Origin of the sequence: Paenibacillus sp. FSL H7-0940, from assembly GCF_037979415.1 — a bacterium.
Classification (GTDB): domain Bacteria; phylum Bacillota; class Bacilli; order Paenibacillales; family Paenibacillaceae; genus Paenibacillus; species Paenibacillus amylolyticus.
Map to the genome: position 1 here is coordinate 1,408,040 of NZ_CP150280.1, position 21,256 is coordinate 1,429,295.

Here is a 21,256-nt window from a genome sequence, read left to right on the forward strand (position 1 = left end):
TGAAGAAAGTATGATTTTCTTTTCCACAAGGTTATGCCAGTACACAGTTCAAATCTGTGTATGGCATAACCTTTTTTCCGTAAAATGACATATAAAAAATGAATTCTGCGAATGCAGCGCCAAAGTTTGCAAATTAACGACAGAACATTTATGTTATTTAGGAATAGCATCATTAAGGCGTGTCTGAAAACTCCGAAGTAAGCGGATTTTCAGACACGCCTTAATGTAAAGTCATTATAAATTATAAAGCACCCGGATTGGTGTACATGAGTGGAGATGTGATGATGAAAAAGAAAAAAAGCCTGGATTCAGCACCATGGATCTGGAGAACTGTCAGTACAGTATCCATCTTGGCAACTTTGTTGTTGTTATTTGGATTTGGTTACGCCATAAAAGACGTGATTTTCCCCGAGGGAGATTCCGCATTAACTACAGGCCAGGAGGCAACTGCTCCATCTAAGGATATCGAGGGGGAACCGGCTGTCGTGGAAGATGGCAAGATTCGGATGGCCGTCATCGGTGATTCTCTGGCAAGAGGCACGGGCGATGATGAAGGACTCGGTTTTGTGAGACGTGCAGGGAATCTGCTTAAAGATAAAGGATATGACGTTCAGGTTCTTAATAATCTGGGTGTAAACGGTTTGAGAACAGATGCTTTATTGGAAAAACTCGATGAGCAAGGCGTACGTTACGTCTTACAACAATCCAATTTTATCTTGCTCTCGATCGGCGCAAATGATTTGTTCCAGGGAGGACAAGTTCTACAGGGGGAAGATCCGCCAACAGCAGAGCAGCTGGCAGCGGCTTTGCCGGAAACGTCGAAGCGCCTTCAAGAGATATTGAAGAAAGTAAAAGAAATTAATCCCGATGCGCAGATTGCGTACATAGGGTTGTACAATCCATTTGGCGATGTGAAGGAACTGGAGAAGCCAGGTAATGCAGTGGTAGCTGCATGGAACGATGCTGCACTGGCTATTTTGAACAATGAGGACAAGATGACACTGGTCCCTACATTCGATTTGTTTGAAAATCATCTGGGGGAGTATCTCTCGTCAGATCATTTCCATCCCAACGGACAAGGTTATGAGCAAATTGCAGTTCGGATTGCACAGGAATTCCAGGCAGATACACCGGCAGAAGGGAGCGGAAATTAAATGGCAGAGCAACTGTATGATTCCGTCCTATCCGTACAGAATCTGAAAAAGCGGATCGGACGCAAATGGATCATTAAGGACGTTACATTTGACGTAAAACCTGGTGAAATCTTCGGATTTCTCGGTCCCAACGGTGCCGGCAAAACAACTACGATACGGATGCTGGTCGATCTGATCAAACCAACAAAAGGAAAAATTAAAGTTTGTGGTTATGATGTGAATCGGGACCCTGAGCGTGCTTTGAAGTATGTAGGCTCCATTGTTGAAAATCCGGAGGTATATACATATCTGACAGGGTGGGAGAACCTGGAGCATTTCGCTCGCATGCAACCAGGTGTGGACAATGAACGAATTCAGGAAGTTGTAGATATTGTGCGTCTGGATCAGCGGATTCACGATAAAGTCAGAACGTACTCATTGGGTATGCGTCAACGGCTCGGTATTGCACAAGCGCTGCTTGGGCGACCGCGTCTGCTTATTCTGGATGAACCGACAAATGGTCTTGATCCAAAAGGCATTAAGGAACTTCGTGTCTTTATTAAGCAACTTGCCAGCGAAGGTATGGCTGTATTTGTCAGCAGTCACTTGTTAAGTGAGATCCAGCTTCTCTGTGACAGAGTAGCCATTATCAGTGCTGGGCGTGTGCTTGCTGTTGGAGGTGTAAGCGAACTGATTGAAGATCATTCGAAGTTGGCTATATGGCATGTTTCACCACTGGAGCAAGGCAAAAAAATGTTGCAGGATGCAGGCATTGCTCTGGTAGGTCGACCTGCGGATGTGATGGATGATACCATTGTTGCGGGCCTTGGTCCCAACGCTGTGGTTGCCGAGATGCACGAAGATCGAATTCCTGATATGGTGCAACAGATGGTTCAAGCTGGTATACAGGTTGAAGGGGTACAGCGGATTCAGCCTACGCTTGAGCAACTATTCTTAAAAATGACAGAAGGTGAATCCATTGAGTAATATCATGCCGCTGATCCGCAATGAAACGATTAAGATGGTGAAGAAAAAACGGCTTTATATTATATTTATTGTACTTGCGGTCCTCGTACCGATGTTTACGTATGCCCAGATGAAATCTGCGGAGAATAATCGCGACAAGTTTGGCGGCGATTGGCGTCTTGAACTGCAACAGGCCATCACAGACAATCAAAATTCGCTCGGTAGCGATCGGGTACCTGAAGAGTACAAAAAATATAGAACCGTATATATCCAGCAGATGCAGTATTATCTTGAGAATGACATCAATCCCAAAGAACCGGGCGGTGTCACCTTTACGCGGGAGTTCATGAACAACGCGGTTGGATTGTTTATTCCACTGTTAATCATGGCTATTGCTTCAGATCTTGTTTCTGGTGAACGTACGACAGGTACGATTAAAATGCTTTTAACGCGTCCGGTTAGACGCTGGAAAGTGCTTTTGAGTAAATTAATTACGCTGATTATGTTTGTTTCGATCATAGTGGTATCAGCCTACATTATATGTTATGTCATATCGGGTGCGGTCTTTGGTTATAAAGGCTTCAACATGCCAATCTTCACAGGATTCAAAGTTGTGGGAACAGATGTCGATATGTCGGCAGTGCATGCTGTAGACCAGTGGCTGTATATGCTCATGCAGGCAGGACTGATCTGGTTTGTGAGTGTAATTGTGGCTATGCTTGCATTTATGGTATCTGTGCTTGTGCGCAGTACTGCTGCAAGTATCGTTATCATGATGGCCGCTTTGATTGCAGGAACAATCTTGACCAGTATGGCAGCGTCCTGGCAGACCGCGAAGTATTTGTTCATGGTTAACCTCGAACTTCCGAATTATTTGTCTGGCGGGTTACCTCCAATTGAGGGTATGAATTTAGGTTTTTCCCTTATTGTGCTTAGTGTTTGGGGCATTGCGTCACTCATTGTGTCATTCCTTGTCTTTACGAAACGGGATATCTTGAATTAAAATGGACAAGGATAAGAAAACATCTGTTTGCATTTTAGGCATTTTTTTAGTTGCAAGTTAAGAAGGGGGAGCATGAATGGTCGAGCAAATCGATATGTCGGCAGGTTCGACAGGCGGAGGACAGGGGTCTTCAGGCTACGACGCGGACGACATTCAAGTACTTGAAGGGTTGGTAGCGGTACGGAAACGGCCGGGGATGTACATCGGCAGCACCAGCACTTCAGGTTTACATCATTTGGTATGGGAAATTGTCGACAACGCTGTCGACGAACATCTCGCCAAATTCTGCTCCAAAATCGATATCACGCTGCATAAGGACGGTTCTATTACGGTTCAGGATAACGGAAGGGGAATTCCGACAGGTATACATAAAACAGGGATTCCTACTCCCCAGGTCGTGTTTACGATTTTGCACGCAGGCGGAAAGTTCGGTGGATCAGGATACAAAAAATCAGGCGGTTTGCACGGTGTAGGTGCGTCAGTTACTAACGCATTGTCCGAGTGGCTTGAAGTCGAGATTTTCCGTGATGGCAAGATTCATCGTCAGCGATTCGAGTATTGGAAGGACAAAAAAGGGATTGAACATGTCGGTGAACCGGTCTCCGGTCTCGAAGTGTTGGGCAATACCAATCGGACAGGTACAAAAGTTACATTTAAACCGGATATTCGGGTGTTCCAGAGCGGTATTCAATTTAATTATGATACATTGGCAGAACGTCTTCAGGAAATTGCTTTTCTGAATTCGGGTCTGAGAATTGTGCTCAAGGATGAACGTTCGGGCAATCAGGATGAATACATGTATGAAGGCGGAGCAAGCCAGTTTGTTGCTTTTCTTAACGAAAATAAAGATGTGCTGCATGATGTTATTCACTTCTATGCGGAGAAGGATGACATTGAAGTCGAAGTGGCGATCCAGTATAACGCGGGTTATACCGAAACGCTGGCTTCGTTCGTGAACTCGATCTCTACTCGGGGTGGCGGTACACATGAGACCGGATTCAGGGCTGCGTATACTCGTGTAATGAATGACTACGCGCGGCGTACCAGCATGATTAAGGAAAAAGATAAAAACCTCGAAGGCAATGATTTGCGTGAAGGTATGATGGCCGTCATCAGTGTCAAGATGTCAGAGGTTGAGTTCGTAGGTCAGACCAAGGATCAGCTCGGCAGCGCTTCCGCTCGAAGTGCAGTGGATTCGGTCGTGTCCGAGAATATTCAACGGTTCCTGGAAGAAAACCCGCAGGTAGCGCAAACGTTAATTCGCAAAGCGGTCCAAGCCTCCAGAGCCAGAGAAGCAGCACGCAAAGCACGTGATGATATGCGCACAGGCAAGAAACGTAGCGAAAGTTCCAACCTGAACGGCAAACTAACGCCGGCGCAATCAAAGGATTTTACCCGAAATGAGTTATTTATTGTCGAAGGGGATTCCGCAGGTGGTTCTGCCAAACAGGGACGTGACTCGAAGATTCAGGCTATTCTGCCGCTCAAGGGAAAACCGCTCAATCCGGAAAAATCAAAGCTGGCCGACATTCTCAAAAATGAAGAATACCGCGCCATTACAGCGGCGATCGGGGCGGGCATAGGAACCGAATTTGCAGTTGAAGACAGCAATTATTCCAAAATTATCATTATGACCGATGCGGATACGGACGGCGCACATATTCAGGTGTTGCTGTTGACCTTCTTTTATCGTTATATGAAGCCTTTAATTGACGCAGGCAAAGTATATATTGCTCAGCCGCCATTGTACAAACTTACTCGTAAGTCTGGTAAGCTTGCGAGTGTTCGATATGCATGGACGGATGAAGAACTGGCGAATTATATGAAGGAATTCGGTAATAATGTTGAGCTTCAACGTTATAAAGGTCTTGGTGAGATGAATCCGGATCAACTGTGGGAGACAACAATGAATCCGGAAACTCGTGCGATGCTGAAGGTACAGATTGTTGATGCAGCAAAAGCAGAACGTCGTGTATCTACGCTCATGGGTGATAAGGTTGATCCGCGGAAACGCTGGATTGTAGAGAACGTCGACTTTACAGAGTACGAAGAATAGAAGGTGCTTGGAATGAGTCCATCAGAACAATTTATGCCGGCCTTTCTCGAAGAGGTCGTTGGGGACCGTTTCGGTCGCTACTCCAAATATATTATTCAGGATCGAGCCATTCCGGATGTCCGGGATGGGTTGAAGCCAGTACAACGGCGTATTCTATACGCCATGTACGATTCAGGTAATACGCCTGACAAGACTTACCGCAAGTCTGCCAAAACCGTTGGGGACGTAATGGGTAATTATCATCCACATGGTGACTCATCCATCTATGAGGGCATGGTGCGGATGGCTCAGCCATGGAAAATGGGCCATATGCTCGTGGACGGTCATGGTAACTGGGGATCACAGGATGATGACCCAGCAGCGGCGATGCGGTATACGGAGGCCCGTTTGTCGCCCATCGCGATGGAGATGCTTCGCGATATCGAGAAACGGACGGTTCTGTTTAAGGATAATTTTGATAATACGGCCAAAGAACCGGTTGTATTGCCATCCCGTTATCCGAACTTGCTGGTTAATGGTGTCAGCGGTATTTCCTCCGGATTTGCAACGGAGATTCCTCCACACAATTTGCGTGAAGTCATTGATGCTTCGATCGCTGTGATGGAGAAACCGTCGATTGAGCTGGACGAAATCATGATGTTTATGAAGGGTCCTGACTTTCCAACAGGCGGATTGATTATGGGCGGTGACGGCATTCTGGATGCCTATCGCACAGGTAAGGGACGGATCTATATCCGGTCCAAAACCGAGATTGAAAACATGCGCGGTGGCAAACAGCAGATCGTCATTACCGAAATTCCTTATCAGGTCGTGAAATCTCGTCTGGTTACAGCGATGGAGAACATCCGACTTGAGAAGAAGGTTGAAGGTATTGCCGAAGTGCGTGATGAGAGCGGACGTGAAGGTCTGCGAATCGTGGTTGAGTTGAAAAAAGAAGCGGACGCACAAGGTATTTTGGCTTATTTGCTGAAGAAAACCGACCTGCAGGTCACCTATAATTTCAATATGGTTGCGATTGTGAATAAAGCACCTCATCAATTAGGATTGAAATCGATTCTCGAGGCTTACATTGCCCATCAGCGGGAGGTTGTAACCTTCCGTACCCGGTTTGAGCTGGAGAAGGCGCAAGACCGTGCGCATGTGCTCGAGGGCTTGGTAAAAGCACTTAACATCCTTGACGAGGTCATTGCGGCCATCAAAGCGTCGAAGAACCGTCAAGATGCCCAAAATAACCTGATGTGGATGTTTGGATTCACGGAACGCCAAGCGGATTCCATCCTTACGTTGCAATTGTACCGTTTGACAAATCTGGAGATCAATTCTCTGGAGAAGGAACTCGGTGAACTGATGAAAAAGATTGCACAATTACAATCCATTCTGGATAGTGACCGTAAGCTCATCGGAGTCATCCGCAAGGAATTGATGGAGATTCGTGAGAAATACGGCATAGACCGTCGTTCTGCGATCCAGGGTGAAGTGGAAGAACTTAAGGTTAATCTCGAAGTACTTGTGAATGCGGAAGATGTATTTGTTACGTTATCCAAAGAAGGATATGTGAAACGTACAGGCATGCAGTCCTTTACACGTTCTGGTGGTGAACGGAGCGGAAGTGGTGTAAAAGACGGCGATTATATCGCTCAGGTTCTGGAAGTAAATACGCTTGAGAACTTGCTTGTCTTTACGAGGAAAGGTCAGTACTTCCTGTTACCTGTTCACCAGGTACCTGAATTCAAGTGGAAAGATCCAGGCACAGCCATTGTGAATGTCATTCCCCTTGCGAAAGATGACCGTATTGCAAGTGTGCTTGCTGTGAAATCCTTTGAAGAGCCAAATCACAGTCTGGTCTTCGTTACGCGAAGAGGACAGGTGAAACGAACGGAGCTGAAGGATTACGTTACCAAACGTTCCGGTGCAGTTGCGGCTTGTAAAGTGGGCAAGGACGATGAAGTGTTATCTGTACATTTAAGTACAGGTGGTCAAGATATTATGTTGATTACAAAAGAAGCCATGGCGATTCGTTTCCGAGAGGATGAGGTTAATCCAATGGGACGTGTATCCGGTGGTGTTCGTGGTATTCAGTTAAGAGATACAGATGAAGTTGTATCGGCTTTATGGGTAGAAGGAGATGAAGGTGAAGTTGCCGTGTTGTCCGATCTGGGATATGGTAAACGATCATTACTTCTGGATTACGCTATACAAAGTCGTGGAGGCAAGGGGCTTGCCACATTCGAGTTCAAAGAAGGCAAACGTGTGAAACCGAATGGTAGCCGTATTGTTGGAGCGTTCTATTGCAAAGAGCAACGTAAGATCACTGTAATGACCAAAGAAGGCCAAGTGTTCCCGATCTCTTCGGAAGGTGTTCCGATTACAGAGCGCAAACATATTGGCAAGCTGATCGTTCATGTGGACAAACAGGACGAGATCGTTGAACTTCTAAGGGACTTCAATGAGAATCAACCAGCATCATCTTCATAAAAACAAACAAACGAGACTTTTCGCAGAACAGCTAATCCTGTCATGCGAGAAGTCTTTTTTTGTTGTTCGAAGGCGGATTAGAAGAGGGCATTCATGCAAAGTTTAACAACCTTCGTCGATTACGGTCGATCGCTAGGAAATTGAAAAAAGGCAGCAGGAATGCGGCTTTGGAGCGCGAAAACTTAAGCAGGTGAAGTGATAACTGGTTGCAGAGAGGAGCGATGGAAGATGTATAATTCCGATTTTGCCAAGTGCTGGTCCAGGTTGACCAAAGATTATAAATTGCATATGGATCAAGAGCTGGCACCCTCATTAACGGAGGCTCAGCTGGCTGTTTTGGAGGTACTTGAAGACCATCAGAAGATGAAACCTTCGGATCTGATTCCTTATCTGTCAACTACGCCAGCTGCTGTAACCATGCTGCTCGATCGAATGGAGAAGAATGATCTGATTCGCAGGAATCGGGATAATCAGGATCGACGCATTGTGTGGGTATCTCTGTCAGAGAAAGGAAGAATGGAGACAGAGCGGGGAATCACCATCCGGAATGAATTCATGAACTCTGTTCTCAGTAACATTTCGATGCACAATCAACAATTGCTGGTATATCTGTTAGGCAAAATGACAACACCCAAGACCAAAGAGCCTGCCTTATCTACTTCGGTATGATACCATGCTGATTCTTATGAATAACCATAGGAGTGCCTGCTCGTTTCATGCAGGAGCCCTATGGTTATTTTATTTACAAATTACATATGCTACACACTGTGTCCAGGTTAGTTGAGTAAAGGCATGGATGTAACACAGTTAGTATGTCCTAATATTATTTTTGTAAATTCATATGTAAAGAGTTGACTATGTAAATATTTTTGTTATAATAAATAATTGTTCCCCTGATATTTCGTGTACGAAATATTATATTCCAAAAGTAAAAGGGTGAAACAATGACTGATACGTATGAAGTATTCTATATTATTAATTCGTTCCGCCAAGTGAATCAAATGCTTTTTCGAGCATTTTGGAATGAAAACAAGGAGATCGAGCTGACTTCGATCCAGTTTATGGTGTTATCCATCCTGAGGGAGCGTCCTTCCATTGGCATCAACGAAGTGGCTGAGCTATGCCATATGGGCAGCAGTTCCATGAGCGCTGTTGTGGAGCGGCTCGTCAAAGGCGAGTATATCGTTCGGACACGTTCGGATGCTGACCGCCGATCCGTTAAGCTTCAGATTACGGATAAAGGGGAACAGGCCCAACAGGAAACGCACCATTTGTGGATGGAAAGAGTGTCACCCATTCTGGATATATCGAAGGAAGACCTTGAGCACCTACTTAGAATTCATAGTCAAATGATTGAAAAGTTAGAAGGAAGAGAGATGAACAACATATGAGTACGACTACTGCTGCAGCTCCATCCTCAGCGATGGACAACATCAAGAAAGGCCCGATTGTAGCGGCATTGTTAATTGGTGCCTTTGTGGCATTCCTGAACCAAACCCTGATGAACGTAGCGCTTCCTAAAATCATGGATGACCTCGGCATCGGGCCAAACAAAGCCCAATGGTTAACTACGGGTTATATGCTTGTGAACGGTGTGCTGATTCCAATTACGGCATATCTGATTGCCAAATTTTCAACACGTCAAATTTTCATTACAGCCATGACTCTATTTACCATAGGTACATTAGTCTGTGGTCTTAGTCCAACCTTCACCATTTTGATGGTAGGTCGTGTTATTCAAGCGGCAGGTGCAGGTATCCTGATGCCTCTGATGACCGTTGTATTCCTGACCATCTTCCCAATTGAGAAACGCGGTCAGGCCATGGGAACCATGGGGATTGCGATGATTCTGGCTCCTGCGATTGGGCCTACACTTTCAGGTTATGTGGTTGAGCATTATTCCTGGAGATTGTTGTTCTACATCATCTTGCCATTCTCTATTATTGCAACGGCAATTGGTATTGCTTTTGTCAAAAACGTAACACGTCAATCCAGACCTAAACTGGATTATCCAGGCGTTATTTTATCTACACTTGGTTTTGGTAGTTTGCTCTACGGATTCAGTGATGCGGGTACCGATGGATGGGGCAGTGCAATTGTCATTGGATGTCTCGTCGTAGGTGCGATATCCCTGATTCTGTTCGTTATTCGTCAACTGACAACAGATCATCCGCTCCTTGAGTTCCGTATTTTCAAGTACAACATGTATACATTAACAACGATTATCAATATGCTCGTGACTATGGCGATGTTTGCAGGTATGATTCTGCTTCCTATTTTCCTGCAAAACATTCGTGGATTCTCACCGATTGAATCAGGACTTCTGATGATGCCCGGTGCGATATTGATGGGGATTATGTCCCCAATTACAGGTCGCATATTTGATAAAGTGGGCGCACGCTGGCTTTCGGTTGCAGGTCTTGCCATTACGGCAATTACAACTTTTGGACTGAGTCGCCTGGCAATCGATACTACCTACGGCTACATGATGTTTATCTACACGGCTCGTATGTTCGGTATGTCGATGCTGATGATGCCAATCCAGACAGCAGGTCTGAATCAACTGCCTCAACGTCTGAACGCGCATGGTACAGCGATGTCCAATACATTGCGTACAGTTGCCGGTGCGATCGGTACAGCCATTCTGGTTACTATCATGAGTAGTAAGCTCAAAACACATCTGGCGGATGCAGTGGCTGCTGGCCAAGTTGACCCTAATAATAAGACAGCGATGTTAGCAGCTACAGCAGATGCAACGATTTACGGTGTTAACTATGCATTCATCGTGGCTACTGGAATGACCGTGGTTGCTTTGATCATGGCGTTCTTTATCCGGAAAACAAAACCAGCTGTTGAGCCTGTTACTGTAGAACAGGAAAAAGCGACGGCTACAGCATAACAAATATCAGATAAAACCAAAAAGAGAACTCTAACAGTCGAAGGGGTAACCCTAACTGCCTGAGTTCTCTTTTTTTGGTGTGCGCGATAGGAGGAGAGTACTTTATTATTCGGGCTGGATCGTTGGATCGATAAGAAATACAGGATCGGGCTCATGACCGAACTGTTTGAGATTAATGGTTCCGTTTAGTTGAAACTCCACACCTTCGCTAATCAGTTCTGTTTCCTGCATCATGCGCGAGTGTTCGTCCGGTATGGAGATTTCTCCTTTTGCATTGACGACACGGTGCCAGGGCAGACGTTCCTTGCGGCTCATCGAGTGCAGAATACGTACGACTTGTCTCGCGGCTCTTGGACTCCCGGCATGGGCTGCAATCTGACCGTAAGTCATCACTTTACCTTCGGGAATCGCCGCGATGATCGCAACGACTTGTTTGGTAAACGGGGTCATCATGATGTCTCCTCTCTGTATTTTAGTTATACAGCTGAAAATATAAGAAAACGTGTCGTTCAGATACAGAATCTGAACGACACGTTGTATGGACAGATGTAACCTGATCCTGTGCACTTATAGAGGTTGTTCGATAAAACCGCTTTTGATCCCATCTTATCGGTATTGAAAACCAGTCTTTTTGAACACGTATTTATTGAGATTGTCCAAAAGCTTTTTGGTACACAGCGTCTGGCCATTCTGCCCAGGGGAATTCTCTTGCAGGCAAAGATTGCAGAATAACTTCTTCCTTAGTAACTGGATGAGGAAAAGCAGCAATCGCAGACCATAGAGCAATCTGTTGCCCGGGTTTATTCACGCTTGCGCCGTACTTCTGATCCCCGTACAGAGGGCAGCCGATTTCTTTCATTTGCACTCGAATCTGATGAGATCTGCCGGTGTGCAGTTCGATATGGACGAGGCTGTAACGGTCTGTCTCGCCGATAACACGGTAATCCAGAACGGCATCCTTACCGCCAGCCGTACCTTTAGGTACAACAGTAACGGTATTTGTACGTGCATCTTTCAGGAGCGTGTGTTTTAACGTTCCCTGCTGTGCAGGCAACTTGCCGTGTACAACAGCTGCATATATTTTACGGAAATGACGTCCCCGCACAGTCTCGGACAATCTCGAAGCTGCTTTAGAAGTCTTGGCAAAAATCATTGCCCCTCCAACAGGACGATCAAGTCGGTGTACTAACCCGAGATAAACATTGCCAGGTTTGTTGTATCGTTCTTTCAGATCCTGCTTAAGCAATGTAAGCAAATCCGGATCACCTGATGAATCTTCCTGTGTAGGTACATTGACCGGCTTCGTAATGCCTAACAGATGGTTGTCTTCGAACAGAATCGGAATTGCATCGTGATCATGCCGATGTTCTGACATGATTAAGACTCCCAACGGCCCAGAATACCACAAGGCAGATCAAGACCACTACGTGTGATCGGCAGACCAATTTCACCTGCAGTAATTTCACCACCGTACTGAGCAGACATCGTCATGGTCAACATGTTGCGCAGAACCGTAGAGGAAATGCCCGTAGTGTAGGAGTTAACCAGCATGAATAATGGATTATCCGACAAGATCGTCATACATGACTTCAGGAAAGGATATAGGTTCTCTTCCAGTTTCCATGTCTCTCCATTAGGGCCACGGCCATATGAAGGAGGGTCCATAATAATGGCGTCGTAACGATTTCCGCGACGTTGTTCCCGTTGTACAAATTTGAATACATCATCTGTAATAAAACGAACAGGGCGATCAGCCAGTCCGGATAATTGAACATTTTCCTTGGCCCATTGAACCATGCCTTTAGCTGCATCCACATGCACAACAGATGCGCCTGCATAAGCAGCAGCTACCGTTGCTCCGCCTGTATAGGCAAACAGGTTCAAGACAGAAATAGGGCGTCCTGCATTGGAGATTTTATCCATCATCCAGCTCCAGTTGGCGGCTTGTTCAGGGAACAGACCAGTGTGCTTAAAGCTGGTAGGTTTAATGTGGAATTTCAGGTTTTCGTATCCGATCGTCCAACGCTCGGGAATGGGCTTTTTCATATCCCAGTTACCGCCACCGGAAGAGCTGCGATGATAGTGACCATGCACCTGACGCCATTCATTGGTTTCTTGCTCAAGGGGCCAGATAATCTGTGGATCGGGTCTGCGTAAAATCACATCTCCCCAACGCTCCAGTTTCTCGCCGCCTCCTGTATCGATTACTTCATAGTCCTTCCAATTCTTAGCTACGTACATAATGATTTATCCATCCTTCAAAAGTCATTTGGATACTATTGTACAACAAAAAAGGGCTTGGACGCCAGTTGGGGGACGGGAGTGCACCATATACTGAAAAACAAAGATAACCAAAAATTTAATTTGACAATGATAATCATTATCACATATGATTTTGTTAATCAAAAATTCATTCTTTCTTCATAGAGAGAATATAACATGATCAAATTAAAGTGAGGGAAAAATAGATGGCTAAATTGTTAGTGGCTTATGCGAGCATGACAGGAAATACAGAAGAAATTGCAGAACTGATTGTGGAAGGAATTACACAGGGAGGCCACGAGGCAGACCTGAAATCCGTAACGGATTGTAATGCATCTGATGTATTGGACTATGACGGATTCATGATCGGTGTGTACACCTGGGGAGATGGGGAGTTGCCGGATGAATTCCTTGATTTCTATGAGGAGCTGGATGAGCTTGACCTGAGTGGTAAGAGGGCTGCGGTGTTTGGTAGTGGTGACACCTCGTATGAGCAGTTCTGCGGTGCAGTTGATCTCGCGGCTGCCAAGCTGCAAGAGCGTGGGGCGGAGGTATCTCCAGAGATGTTGAAAATTGAATATAGTCCGCTTGAGCAGGAGAAAGAAACATGCCGTGACTTTGGCAAACGCTTCGCTGCTGCCGGATTACAGGTATCCTAAAGATCATGTTAAGACATAATGTTCAGGCAGCGATGCCAGTCGGAAGGAATGACCTTCCTGAACGTCTGCTTGAAGATTACAGATTGGAAGAAATGCTGCGCAGCCCACACCGATTCATCCGCCCTGAACCAGTGTCTGAGCAGCGTCTTCCACTGCAATGGAGGCACCGTGTACAATATGCGGTCAGCCATGCGGTCAATGCCTTTTACAGTCTCGACCCCGATGTTCGCAAAGAGGTACCCGTACAGTATTTACTTGAGAAGTGGTGGCCCAGAAAGACGGATGGTTTCGAATCTGTTCTCCATTACTGGGATGTGAAGAACAAGATTACGGATGAATTGTCACTCGCCATTGCAATGAACGATGATCTGAAGCATCCAGCCATTCTTTTTGAACAGTGGAGAACGGAGTTACCTTCATTATCCATGCATTTATCGATGATATTTCAGGCGGCCTGGCAACCCGAAGGCTGGGATTCGCTGCTTATTCAAAAATATATGGTTGTCCATGATCCAAACGTAGTTGAGGCGTTTCAGCATATGGTCAGTGCATTCTGCTGGGAAGCCTTCGGAAAATTACCGGGTATGATCGAGATATACTGTTTGTTGGAAGGACGCAAAATCAGGTACATCCCTGGACGCCAGTCTCTGATCCGTTCCATGGACTACATTCGCTTGATACGTGACAGCATGCCGCAAGCAGAAGTGGCGGAGTCAGAACAGTTTACGACGCGTGATAAAGCGCGCATACACGAAGAGGTAGATCGCTGGAGAACGGAAGCTATTGAACCGAAGAAAACATGGTTGATGTGAAGACAGTTGAAGGATAACAATATATCATGCAGATAGAGGAGGGAAAGTTGCCATGTCTACCGGTCTAAGTCAAGATATAAGCAGCGGCAAGAGACGTGCAGGAACTTGCGAATTCAGTCCGTTGCCAGTACCCCAGTCGGTTATACGAAAGTTGCTTGATGAAGCAGATCCTTCATTATATGTAATGAGTTCAGAACCTTGGAGGTTTATGTTGTTTGCAGGCGAAGGACGACAGCTTTATCTGGAAGCGGTCAGACAGAGCTATCCACCCCATCTGGCTGATCGCTACGGCGATTGGGCTACATATCAATACACGGAAGCAATCCCTACCCATCTGGTTGTCGTGGCGCCTAGAAATGCCCGTGAGGATGATCTTCTGCCGGCCAAAGCCTGGAGCAAACGCTTTAGTATTCTGGCTGCGGAACAGGGATTGAATGCGGTCTGGAAGATTAATGATTATCAACAACATCCTGTGTTTATGAATTTGATGGGTTTGACAAGTGAAGAGAAGGTGCTGGGGGTATTCCATATCGGTTACGGAGACCAGCCTGCATTGCGGGATATGGATGCAAGCAGACCAGCCTCTGAACTGATGACGGTTTATGACCATCTGGTCTAAAAAAATAATTCATTAGTTCTCTTATTTGCTGGTGTTGAATAGAAAATCACGAACGAGCTGACGATTCGTCTGATCTTTGTTGTAGACGGAGAACAACCGATTGGATACCGTAAGGACATTGCCAAAAAAGAATCGTTCGAATTGGGTCTGTCTGCCCCCGAATGAACCAGACCCAAGCTCCCAGATCAGGCGGAACAGAGCGTTGCGTTCTTGAGAAGCCATATCGTTCCCTTTCAGATATACATTCAGTGAAGGAGCGATATCGGATTGAAACTCTTCTTCCTGAGGGATCATAATCACCCCGCTCGAACCCAAGAGCTGCAGAATTTCAATCATCTCAGGATAAAGTTTCGGAAAAAGGAGATTGGCTGCCATCAACGGTTTGGGTGCAGGTAATACAAACCCTCGTCCGTCTGGTATGGCACCTGCCTCCGCGGCCAAGGCCAAAGCTTTTAACGATTCAAGACCTGCGAACACACGTGCAGATTTCTCTATAACATGTGCTTCCGTATTCAGATCCAGCGTATCCGTGAGAAGCTGGATTGTACCGAGAACAAATTCCGTCTTGGCAATATAACGACACAATACCTGATGACCTGCGTGAATATGAAAGTTGCTACCACTGAAGAGACGCGAGGACATTTCCTCACTTCCTGCAAAAAATATCCGTTCATGCGGAACGAGTACCCTGTCAAAGATGACGATATTGTCCATTTCTTCATATCTGGAACTCAGGGGATAATTAGTGTGGGATTCGGCTGCGTAGGTATCCCTGCATACCAGACTGATTCCTGGAAGATCATTGGGGACAGCAAAAGAGAATGCAAATGGATTTTCGTCATCAAATGGGGCGGGTGAAGGTGACGGATAGACAAATATCTCATCCGAAGTGGCTGCTTGTGTAGCCATCATGAATGCACCGCTAATAATGAGACCTTCCTCGGTGCGATCCACGACCTTTGCGGCAATGGCATCTTCAGTAGCATCCAATTGTCCTGAGATTTTGCTGGCATATGGCTGAATGAAGGCATGGGATAACGTGATATCATGATCACGGCAGTACGCATAATAATTTTTGAGATTTTCTGCATATTGGGGAGATAGTTCGTTCAGGAGATCGGCACCTGTGTAAAAGGACATTATGGCTGTATTCATGTAATCGGGTGAGCGACCAAGAAAGCCATGATGCACATTTGCCCAGATATTCATCCCTTCGCGTCGTTTGCGGAGGTCGTCGGCACTGGTTGGAGGCAGGAAGGATATGCCCACAGGTTTGCCGTCTGCCGGGGAGGCATACGTCATCGTTTCTGCAAATTTAGGATCAGATTGCAGATCATACATGTACATCTGAGTCTCCATTAAACCAGCAAATGCTACATGTTCAGAGCGTTTTCCAGTAATAAGGTTACCTTTGTACCAGCAAGGGACGGACTGTGCATCAATTCGTTCGCGATACTGTGTGCCACTTTTAACAGGCATTGTTATTCACCTCTTGGTTCTAATCGTTCATGGGCATACTGACTTCTTACGTAGTGTACGTAGGTCATCTGTCCAATGTGCATTGAAGAGGTGAGAAGGATTTTTACAGAATAGGGCTTGATAATAATTATCATTCTTGTTACAATAGACAAAGAAAAAAGGAACCGGTAAGGGCTCCTTTAAGTGGATCAATTGAAATTACTTATTTTACTTCAAAAGTCTTGCAGTCTGTTTCAGCAGACTGACTTGCTTCTTTGGAACTGTGACTCACAATGTAGATCGAAGAAGCGTTACATTTGTTCTCTTGAGCCCAGTGACGACAGGAATTAACTTCACACAATACGTCTTTTGCCATGATTGTTAACCTCACTTTAATTGGATTACAGTCGTTGGTATAAAGAATCCGGATATAACAAGTTGCCGCTTGTTAATCTGGAAAATTTTTGCTCTCGTGAAATTCGGAGGGCTTTTTTGCGTTATACACAACGATGCATACTTAGAATAGCAAATTTAATTGAAGCTTGCAACCAAATGCCCCCATCTGTGGCAAAATAGTGGACGTGTTGTGGTTATATTTGCAAAAAGGCAGTAGTATGTTATTATTTAATAGTAATAATTACGATTAAAAGTCTAATTGAATCTATATAAATTGAACTAAACATTTACACGAAAACGGAGAGGACAGAAAGAACCTGAAGGAGCGGAGCTAAAAGCTTTTGGAAAAAAAGCTGCATCGGAAGCATATACTTCGCCTTTATCCCTGGATTTCCCCTCTAGGAATTTAATCAAAAAATCTGGGGATAACAGCGATCGGAAGGTTGTTCTGTCATCGAAGTGGTCATTGTAAATATTCATTAGTTCAACTTATATAACTTGAATCACGGACTGAAACTATAAATGAAGGAGCAAGTGTATACATGAGCAAAATAAACCATATGAACCGGATTCCCCGCGCGAAAGGGATCGATATGGCTGCTTTTTACACGCCAAAAGAGTGTAGGCATAAAGCCCAGCATATTGTATTTTCCGCTGAAAATGAACGCATCATTAATGAATTTATCACCATTCTGGGCATGAAAGAGAAGTTCAGAGAGCATGATGTATCAATCCCCAACAAAATGGTCATGTTCGGGCCTCCCGGTACGGGAAAAACATTAACGGCATCACATCTGGCGGAGCGCCTTGATCTGCCATTGGTTCTTGTGAGATTAGATGCGATCATTCATAGCCATCTTGGTGAGACGGGGAGTAACGTACGTAAGTTATTCGAATATGCACGAATGAATCCCTGTGTGTTATTTCTGGATGAATTTGATGCCATAGGCCGGACACGTGAGAGCAATGATGAAGTGAAAGAGATGGCTCGTGTCGTCAATACGTTGTTGCAATGTCTGGACGAATTCGATGGGGACAGTATTCTGGTGGCTGCGACGAATCTGGAAACCCAGCTGGATCACGCCATCTGGCGGCGGTTTGATACGAAGATGACCTACGGTATGCCTGATGATTCGAGTCGCAAATTGTATATCAGCAAATTGGTAGGGGCATTTGAACAGGAGACTCGGCTGGAAGATTACATATGTGAACGCTTGACTGGGTGCAGTTATGCGGATATAGAGCAGATCGTTCTGAAAGCAAAGCGGAAAGCAATCATTGCCAGTAGTGCACTTCATAAGCAACTGATCTCGGATGCTTACGATGAATACAGACCACGTGTATTAGAGTGTTGAATGCTTCCATTCTGGATAAAGAAACAAAGAACAGCGTTGAACTAGCCCAGTCTCCTGAATGGATTTCTGGGCTAGTTGTCATGTTAGCGAGGTGCTTTATACTTTAACGGCTGCTCCGTATGCTTTTTCGGTATTCATGGCTTCTTGTGTTGCAGTCCAGCGTGGCAGGCTTAATCTGAATATGCTGCCTTCCGGGCTGCTGGAGACAAGTGTCAGTTCACCGCCCTGTTCCTGAGCGAGTAGGCGGCTATATGTTAATCCTAGACCCAGACCACGGTTACGACGTTTTTTGAGTTCTCCACGATAGAACCTTTCGAAGATTTTGGGTTGTTCTTCGGCTGCGATGCCTGTGCCGTGGTCTTTAACATCAACGTACAGCATCTGTTCTTCTGTACTTAGATAAATGTCGAAGACAGCCTTCTGTTCAGGAGCTGTGGCATGAAGTGCGTTATTGAGTAAATTGACAATGATCTGCTGAATGCGAAGAGCATCCCCCATGGTAAAAAAGTTAATCGGAGGTGCATGCAGCTGAACCTCTGGCATTTTGTCCTCGTACGCAATCTTCCACTGATAGATGATCTCACCGACCAACAGTTCCAGATCCGTCCGTTCCTTTCGAACGGCAACACTTCCTGCAACCATGGCGTTATAGTCAAGCAAATCTGCGACCATTCGCTCCATGCGTTCAGATTCCTTCAAAGCGATATCCAAAAATTCTTTACCTTCCTGTGGACTCACGACATCGTCACGTACTGCCATAACGAGCCCCTTGATGGAAGTTACCGGTGTCTTGAGTTCATGACTTACCCCTGCCAGCGAAAGTGTACGCCATTCTTCAAGTTGTTGGAGACGAGTGGCCATATCGCGAAATGAATTTACAAGTTCATTGATCTCACGTTCTCGTGTATTCAAGTCAAGACTCACATCATAATTGCCACCTCGAATCTGTTCAGCGGCATAGGCGACCTGACGAATCGGTCTGGATAACTTTTTGGACAGGAGATAGATTGTAAACCATCCACAGAGGATTAGTCCTCCGAGGATTAGAGCCACGAGCCATATCGTCTCTGGACCAAATGTAATGGATTGTTTGGACTGCATGACCCACACTTTGCCCAAGGTTTGATCGCCCTCGGATATGTTGACCGTTACACCTGCATATTTGTTGTTTCGCGGTTCAAGATAGTCGTCTGACAGTCGATAATGCACATCTTTTTGCTCCATTTTAGGCTGGGAAAAGATCAATTGATTGTTATTGTCCAAGATCATGACACAAAAATAATTATCTGTGTTGAATAGTTTCTCTCGCTTGGTTACCAGTCTGTCCAGATCGGGTGGAACTCGAAGCATATTATTCTCACTGGTCACTCGATCGGCAATCTCCAGACCAAGCAGTTCTGCGGTTTTGAGGCTTTTCTCAATGGAAGTTGTTCGAATCCAGTAGAGTGCCCCTGCCGCAATAATCGTGAAACCAATGCACAAAATGAGAAAATATCGCAGTGTCCAGTGTGACAGAATGGATATCGTTCGTTTGGGTTTCTTCTGTTTCAGTTGGCGATCCAAAATTGATACCCCATTCCTCGCAACGTCCGAATTTCTCCCGTCTCTGGCGACCAGTGGGAGAGGGCTTGACGTAGTCGTTTAATCGATAGATCCACAGCACGATCACTGCCATCATAGTCCATCCCCCATACCTGTTCAATAAGATGATCTCTGGTAAATGTACGATTCGGATAATCGGACAGGAAGAACAGTAACGACAGGTCACGAGGTGTGAGTGCAACCTCTGCACCGTTCAGCAGCACCTGCTTGGCAGCAAGATCAATGACGAGATTTCCAAAAGAACGCTTCTCTTCGCCACCTGAGGTCCAATGTGGATTACGGCGCAACACCGCATTAACTCTGGCAACCACTTCTTCCGGTACAAAAGGTTTGCTCATATAATCGTCAGCACCGGCATTTAGTCCGTTGAGACGGTCTGAAATGTCATCCAGTGCAGTTAGCATGATCACGGGACAAGCACTTTTTTTACGAATAATTCGCAGCAGATCCCATCCGTCCATTCCTGGCAGCATCACATCAAGTAATACAAGGGAAGGCGTTACGGTATCAAAAAGGGTAAGTGCAGTCGGTCCATCTGCTGCATGATGAACTTCAAATTCTGCTTTTCTCAGATAAGCAGCCAATACTCGTGCAATAGCTTGTTCATCCTCGACGATAAGTATGGATTTCAAGAAAAGCGTTCTCCTTTCGCTTTGTAAACTTGTACTGATTTTACATGAGCCAGAGCGTAAAGCCAATCCTGTATTACGAATTTCAAAAAAATATGTGACTTGTCTTATCTTGACTTCTTCCTGACACATTCAATTGATATGATTCACTCCAAGAAGCAACCTAAACAATCATGTACTGGAGGAAACATAGAGATGAACAAGAAAGCAAAAGCATGGCTTATTACAGGTGTAGCGGCGGTTGCCGTAATCGGTGGCGGTGGTTACTATATCACAAACAGTTACTTGGGGAACAACGTGGAGATTGAGCAGGTGCTTCCTGCGAGCACAGCGACTTCCACCACAGCTGTAGATAGCACAGGAACGGTTGTAGCCAATGAAACTGCTGGAGCAGAGCAACTGAACGGAGACTGGAGCATCAGCGAAGGTTCCAAAGTATACTTCTCCGTAACCACATCACAGGAGACAGTTAACTTTGTGGACGAGCAGGTAACAGGGAATTGGACAATTAATGTAGACGATGCTGCTCAGATGAAGGCAGAAGGACAGATCGAGATGGACGGAATTGATTCCGGGAATGGACAGCGTGATGGTCACGTGAAGCAAGCCGATTTCTTCGACGTTGCTACATATCCACAAGCTACATTTACAGCGACTTCATTTGAAGGGGTACCTGCGGAATGGCCTGTCGGTCAAACGGTTGATATCAAAATGAATGGTACGATTACGGTTAAAGGTATTGAAAAAGAAGTAACTTTTGACGCAAAAGCTGCTTATGAGAATAATGCAGTCTTGTTGTCGGCAACATCGATGGTAACGTTCGAAGATTTCGGAATGGAAAATCCACACTCCGTTGTGCTCTCGACTGAAAATGATATCCAGGTACAACTTGAATTGAAACTCTCCAAATAAGTGTAGCAACGATCATCTAG

20 protein-coding genes are annotated in these 21,256 nt (G+C 45.4%); 13 read left to right on the plus strand and 7 right to left on the minus strand.

Annotated elements, in window-relative coordinates; genetic code table 11:
• The first annotated feature begins 284 nt into the window (after window positions 1-284).
• The 8 genes from MHB71_RS06330 (at window position 285) to MHB71_RS06365 (ending at window position 10,532) form a co-directional block, all read left to right on the plus strand.
• Window positions 285-1,154 carry a GDSL-type esterase/lipase family protein gene (locus MHB71_RS06330; protein ID WP_036672919.1) on the plus strand — a complete coding sequence of 290 codons (870 nt, stop codon included), beginning with the start codon at window positions 285-287 and terminating at the stop codon, window positions 1,152-1,154.
• Complete coding sequence (locus MHB71_RS06335; protein ID WP_340029089.1) at window positions 1,155-2,120, plus strand: ABC transporter ATP-binding protein; 966 nt, start codon at window positions 1,155-1,157, stop codon at window positions 2,118-2,120. It abuts the gene before it with no gap.
• Entirely contained in the window at window positions 2,113-3,102 is a 990-nt protein-coding gene (locus MHB71_RS06340) for an ABC transporter permease (protein ID WP_036613298.1), read from the plus strand. Before MHB71_RS06335 ends, MHB71_RS06340 begins: the two co-directional genes overlap by 8 nt.
• Before the next feature lie 76 nt (window positions 3,103-3,178).
• A complete protein-coding gene (gene parE, locus MHB71_RS06345; RefSeq protein ID WP_036613300.1) occupies window positions 3,179-5,158 on the plus strand; it encodes a DNA topoisomerase IV subunit B in 1,980 nt (659 codons plus the stop codon).
• A gap of 12 nt (window positions 5,159-5,170) precedes the next feature.
• A complete protein-coding gene (gyrA, locus tag MHB71_RS06350) occupies window positions 5,171-7,633 on the plus strand; it encodes a DNA gyrase subunit A (RefSeq protein ID WP_047843513.1) in 2,463 nt (820 codons plus the stop codon).
• A 228-nt stretch (window positions 7,634-7,861) separates the two neighbouring features.
• Entirely contained in the window at window positions 7,862-8,302 is a 441-nt protein-coding gene (locus MHB71_RS06355) for a MarR family transcriptional regulator (protein ID WP_036613306.1), read from the plus strand.
• 275 nt (window positions 8,303-8,577) lie between these two features.
• Window positions 8,578-9,024: a MarR family transcriptional regulator gene (locus MHB71_RS06360; protein ID WP_036613308.1), complete on the plus strand. Its 447-nt coding sequence runs from the start codon at window positions 8,578-8,580 to the stop codon at window positions 9,022-9,024.
• Entirely contained in the window at window positions 9,021-10,532 is a 1,512-nt protein-coding gene (locus MHB71_RS06365) for a DHA2 family efflux MFS transporter permease subunit (RefSeq protein ID WP_036613311.1), read from the plus strand. The genes MHB71_RS06360 and MHB71_RS06365 overlap by 4 nt, the downstream gene beginning before the upstream one ends.
• 105 nt (window positions 10,533-10,637) lie before the next feature.
• Here MHB71_RS06365 and MHB71_RS06370 read toward each other — a convergent pair whose 3' ends face one another.
• The 3 genes from MHB71_RS06370 to MHB71_RS06380 all read right to left on the minus strand — a co-directional run bounded on the left by MHB71_RS06370 (window position 10,638) and on the right by MHB71_RS06380 (window position 12,773).
• Window positions 10,638-10,982, minus strand: coding sequence for an MGMT family protein (locus MHB71_RS06370; RefSeq protein ID WP_036613313.1), 345 nt, complete (start codon window positions 10,980-10,982; stop codon window positions 10,638-10,640).
• A 193-nt stretch (window positions 10,983-11,175) separates the two neighbouring features.
• Window positions 11,176-11,907 carry an RNA pseudouridine synthase gene (locus MHB71_RS06375; protein WP_036672914.1) on the minus strand — a complete coding sequence of 244 codons (732 nt, stop codon included), beginning with the start codon at window positions 11,905-11,907 and terminating at the stop codon, window positions 11,176-11,178.
• A gap of 2 nt (window positions 11,908-11,909) precedes the next feature.
• Window positions 11,910-12,773 (minus strand): class I SAM-dependent methyltransferase, encoded by an 864-nt coding sequence (locus MHB71_RS06380; RefSeq protein WP_036613317.1) that lies wholly within the window; start codon window positions 12,771-12,773, stop codon window positions 11,910-11,912.
• 227 nt (window positions 12,774-13,000) lie between these two features.
• Here MHB71_RS06380 and MHB71_RS06385 point away from each other — a divergent pair, with 227 nt between their 5' ends.
• The 3 genes from MHB71_RS06385 to MHB71_RS06395 are packed head-to-tail and all read left to right on the plus strand — an operon-like array spanning window position 13,001 to window position 14,884.
• The gene (locus MHB71_RS06385; RefSeq protein ID WP_017687802.1) at window positions 13,001-13,453 is read left to right on the plus strand and encodes a flavodoxin; all 453 of its coding nucleotides are present in this window, start codon (window positions 13,001-13,003) and stop codon (window positions 13,451-13,453) included.
• A 5-nt stretch (window positions 13,454-13,458) separates the two neighbouring features.
• Window positions 13,459-14,265, plus strand: coding sequence for a hypothetical protein (locus MHB71_RS06390; protein WP_053061606.1), 807 nt, complete (start codon window positions 13,459-13,461; stop codon window positions 14,263-14,265).
• 52 nt (window positions 14,266-14,317) lie between these two features.
• Window positions 14,318-14,884 carry a nitroreductase family protein gene (locus MHB71_RS06395; protein WP_076317523.1) on the plus strand — a complete coding sequence of 189 codons (567 nt, stop codon included), beginning with the start codon at window positions 14,318-14,320 and terminating at the stop codon, window positions 14,882-14,884.
• Window positions 14,885-14,905: 21 nt separating this feature from the next.
• Here the strand turns inward: MHB71_RS06395 and MHB71_RS06400 are convergent, their stop codons facing one another.
• Together MHB71_RS06400 and MHB71_RS06405 are read right to left on the minus strand one after the other, a co-directional pair.
• A complete protein-coding gene (locus MHB71_RS06400; RefSeq protein WP_340029090.1) occupies window positions 14,906-16,363 on the minus strand; it encodes a 4-hydroxyphenylacetate 3-hydroxylase N-terminal domain-containing protein in 1,458 nt (485 codons plus the stop codon).
• Window positions 16,364-16,565: 202 nt separating this feature from the next.
• Complete coding sequence (locus MHB71_RS06405; RefSeq protein WP_074095586.1) at window positions 16,566-16,718, minus strand: DUF1540 domain-containing protein; 153 nt, start codon at window positions 16,716-16,718, stop codon at window positions 16,566-16,568.
• A gap of 562 nt (window positions 16,719-17,280) precedes the next feature.
• Here MHB71_RS06405 and MHB71_RS06410 point away from each other — a divergent pair.
• On the plus strand, window positions 17,281-18,093 hold the full coding sequence (locus MHB71_RS06410; RefSeq protein ID WP_340029091.1) for an ATP-binding protein: 813 nt from the start codon (window positions 17,281-17,283) through the stop codon (window positions 18,091-18,093).
• Window positions 18,094-18,189: 96 nt separating this feature from the next.
• Here MHB71_RS06410 and MHB71_RS06415 read toward each other — a convergent pair whose 3' ends face one another.
• Together MHB71_RS06415 and MHB71_RS06420 are read right to left on the minus strand one after the other, a co-directional pair.
• Window positions 18,190-19,656, minus strand: coding sequence for a HAMP domain-containing sensor histidine kinase (locus MHB71_RS06415; RefSeq protein WP_340029092.1), 1,467 nt, complete (start codon window positions 19,654-19,656; stop codon window positions 18,190-18,192).
• The gene (locus tag MHB71_RS06420; RefSeq protein WP_340029093.1) at window positions 19,641-20,327 is read right to left on the minus strand and encodes a response regulator transcription factor; all 687 of its coding nucleotides are present in this window, start codon (window positions 20,325-20,327) and stop codon (window positions 19,641-19,643) included. The genes MHB71_RS06415 and MHB71_RS06420 overlap by 16 nt, the downstream gene beginning before the upstream one ends.
• Before the next feature lie 192 nt (window positions 20,328-20,519).
• On the opposite strand from MHB71_RS06420, the gene MHB71_RS06425 reads away from it, so the two are divergent.
• Window positions 20,520-21,236 carry a YceI family protein gene (locus tag MHB71_RS06425; RefSeq protein WP_076250049.1) on the plus strand — a complete coding sequence of 239 codons (717 nt, stop codon included), beginning with the start codon at window positions 20,520-20,522 and terminating at the stop codon, window positions 21,234-21,236.
• The last annotated feature ends 20 nt before the right edge of the window (window positions 21,237-21,256 follow it).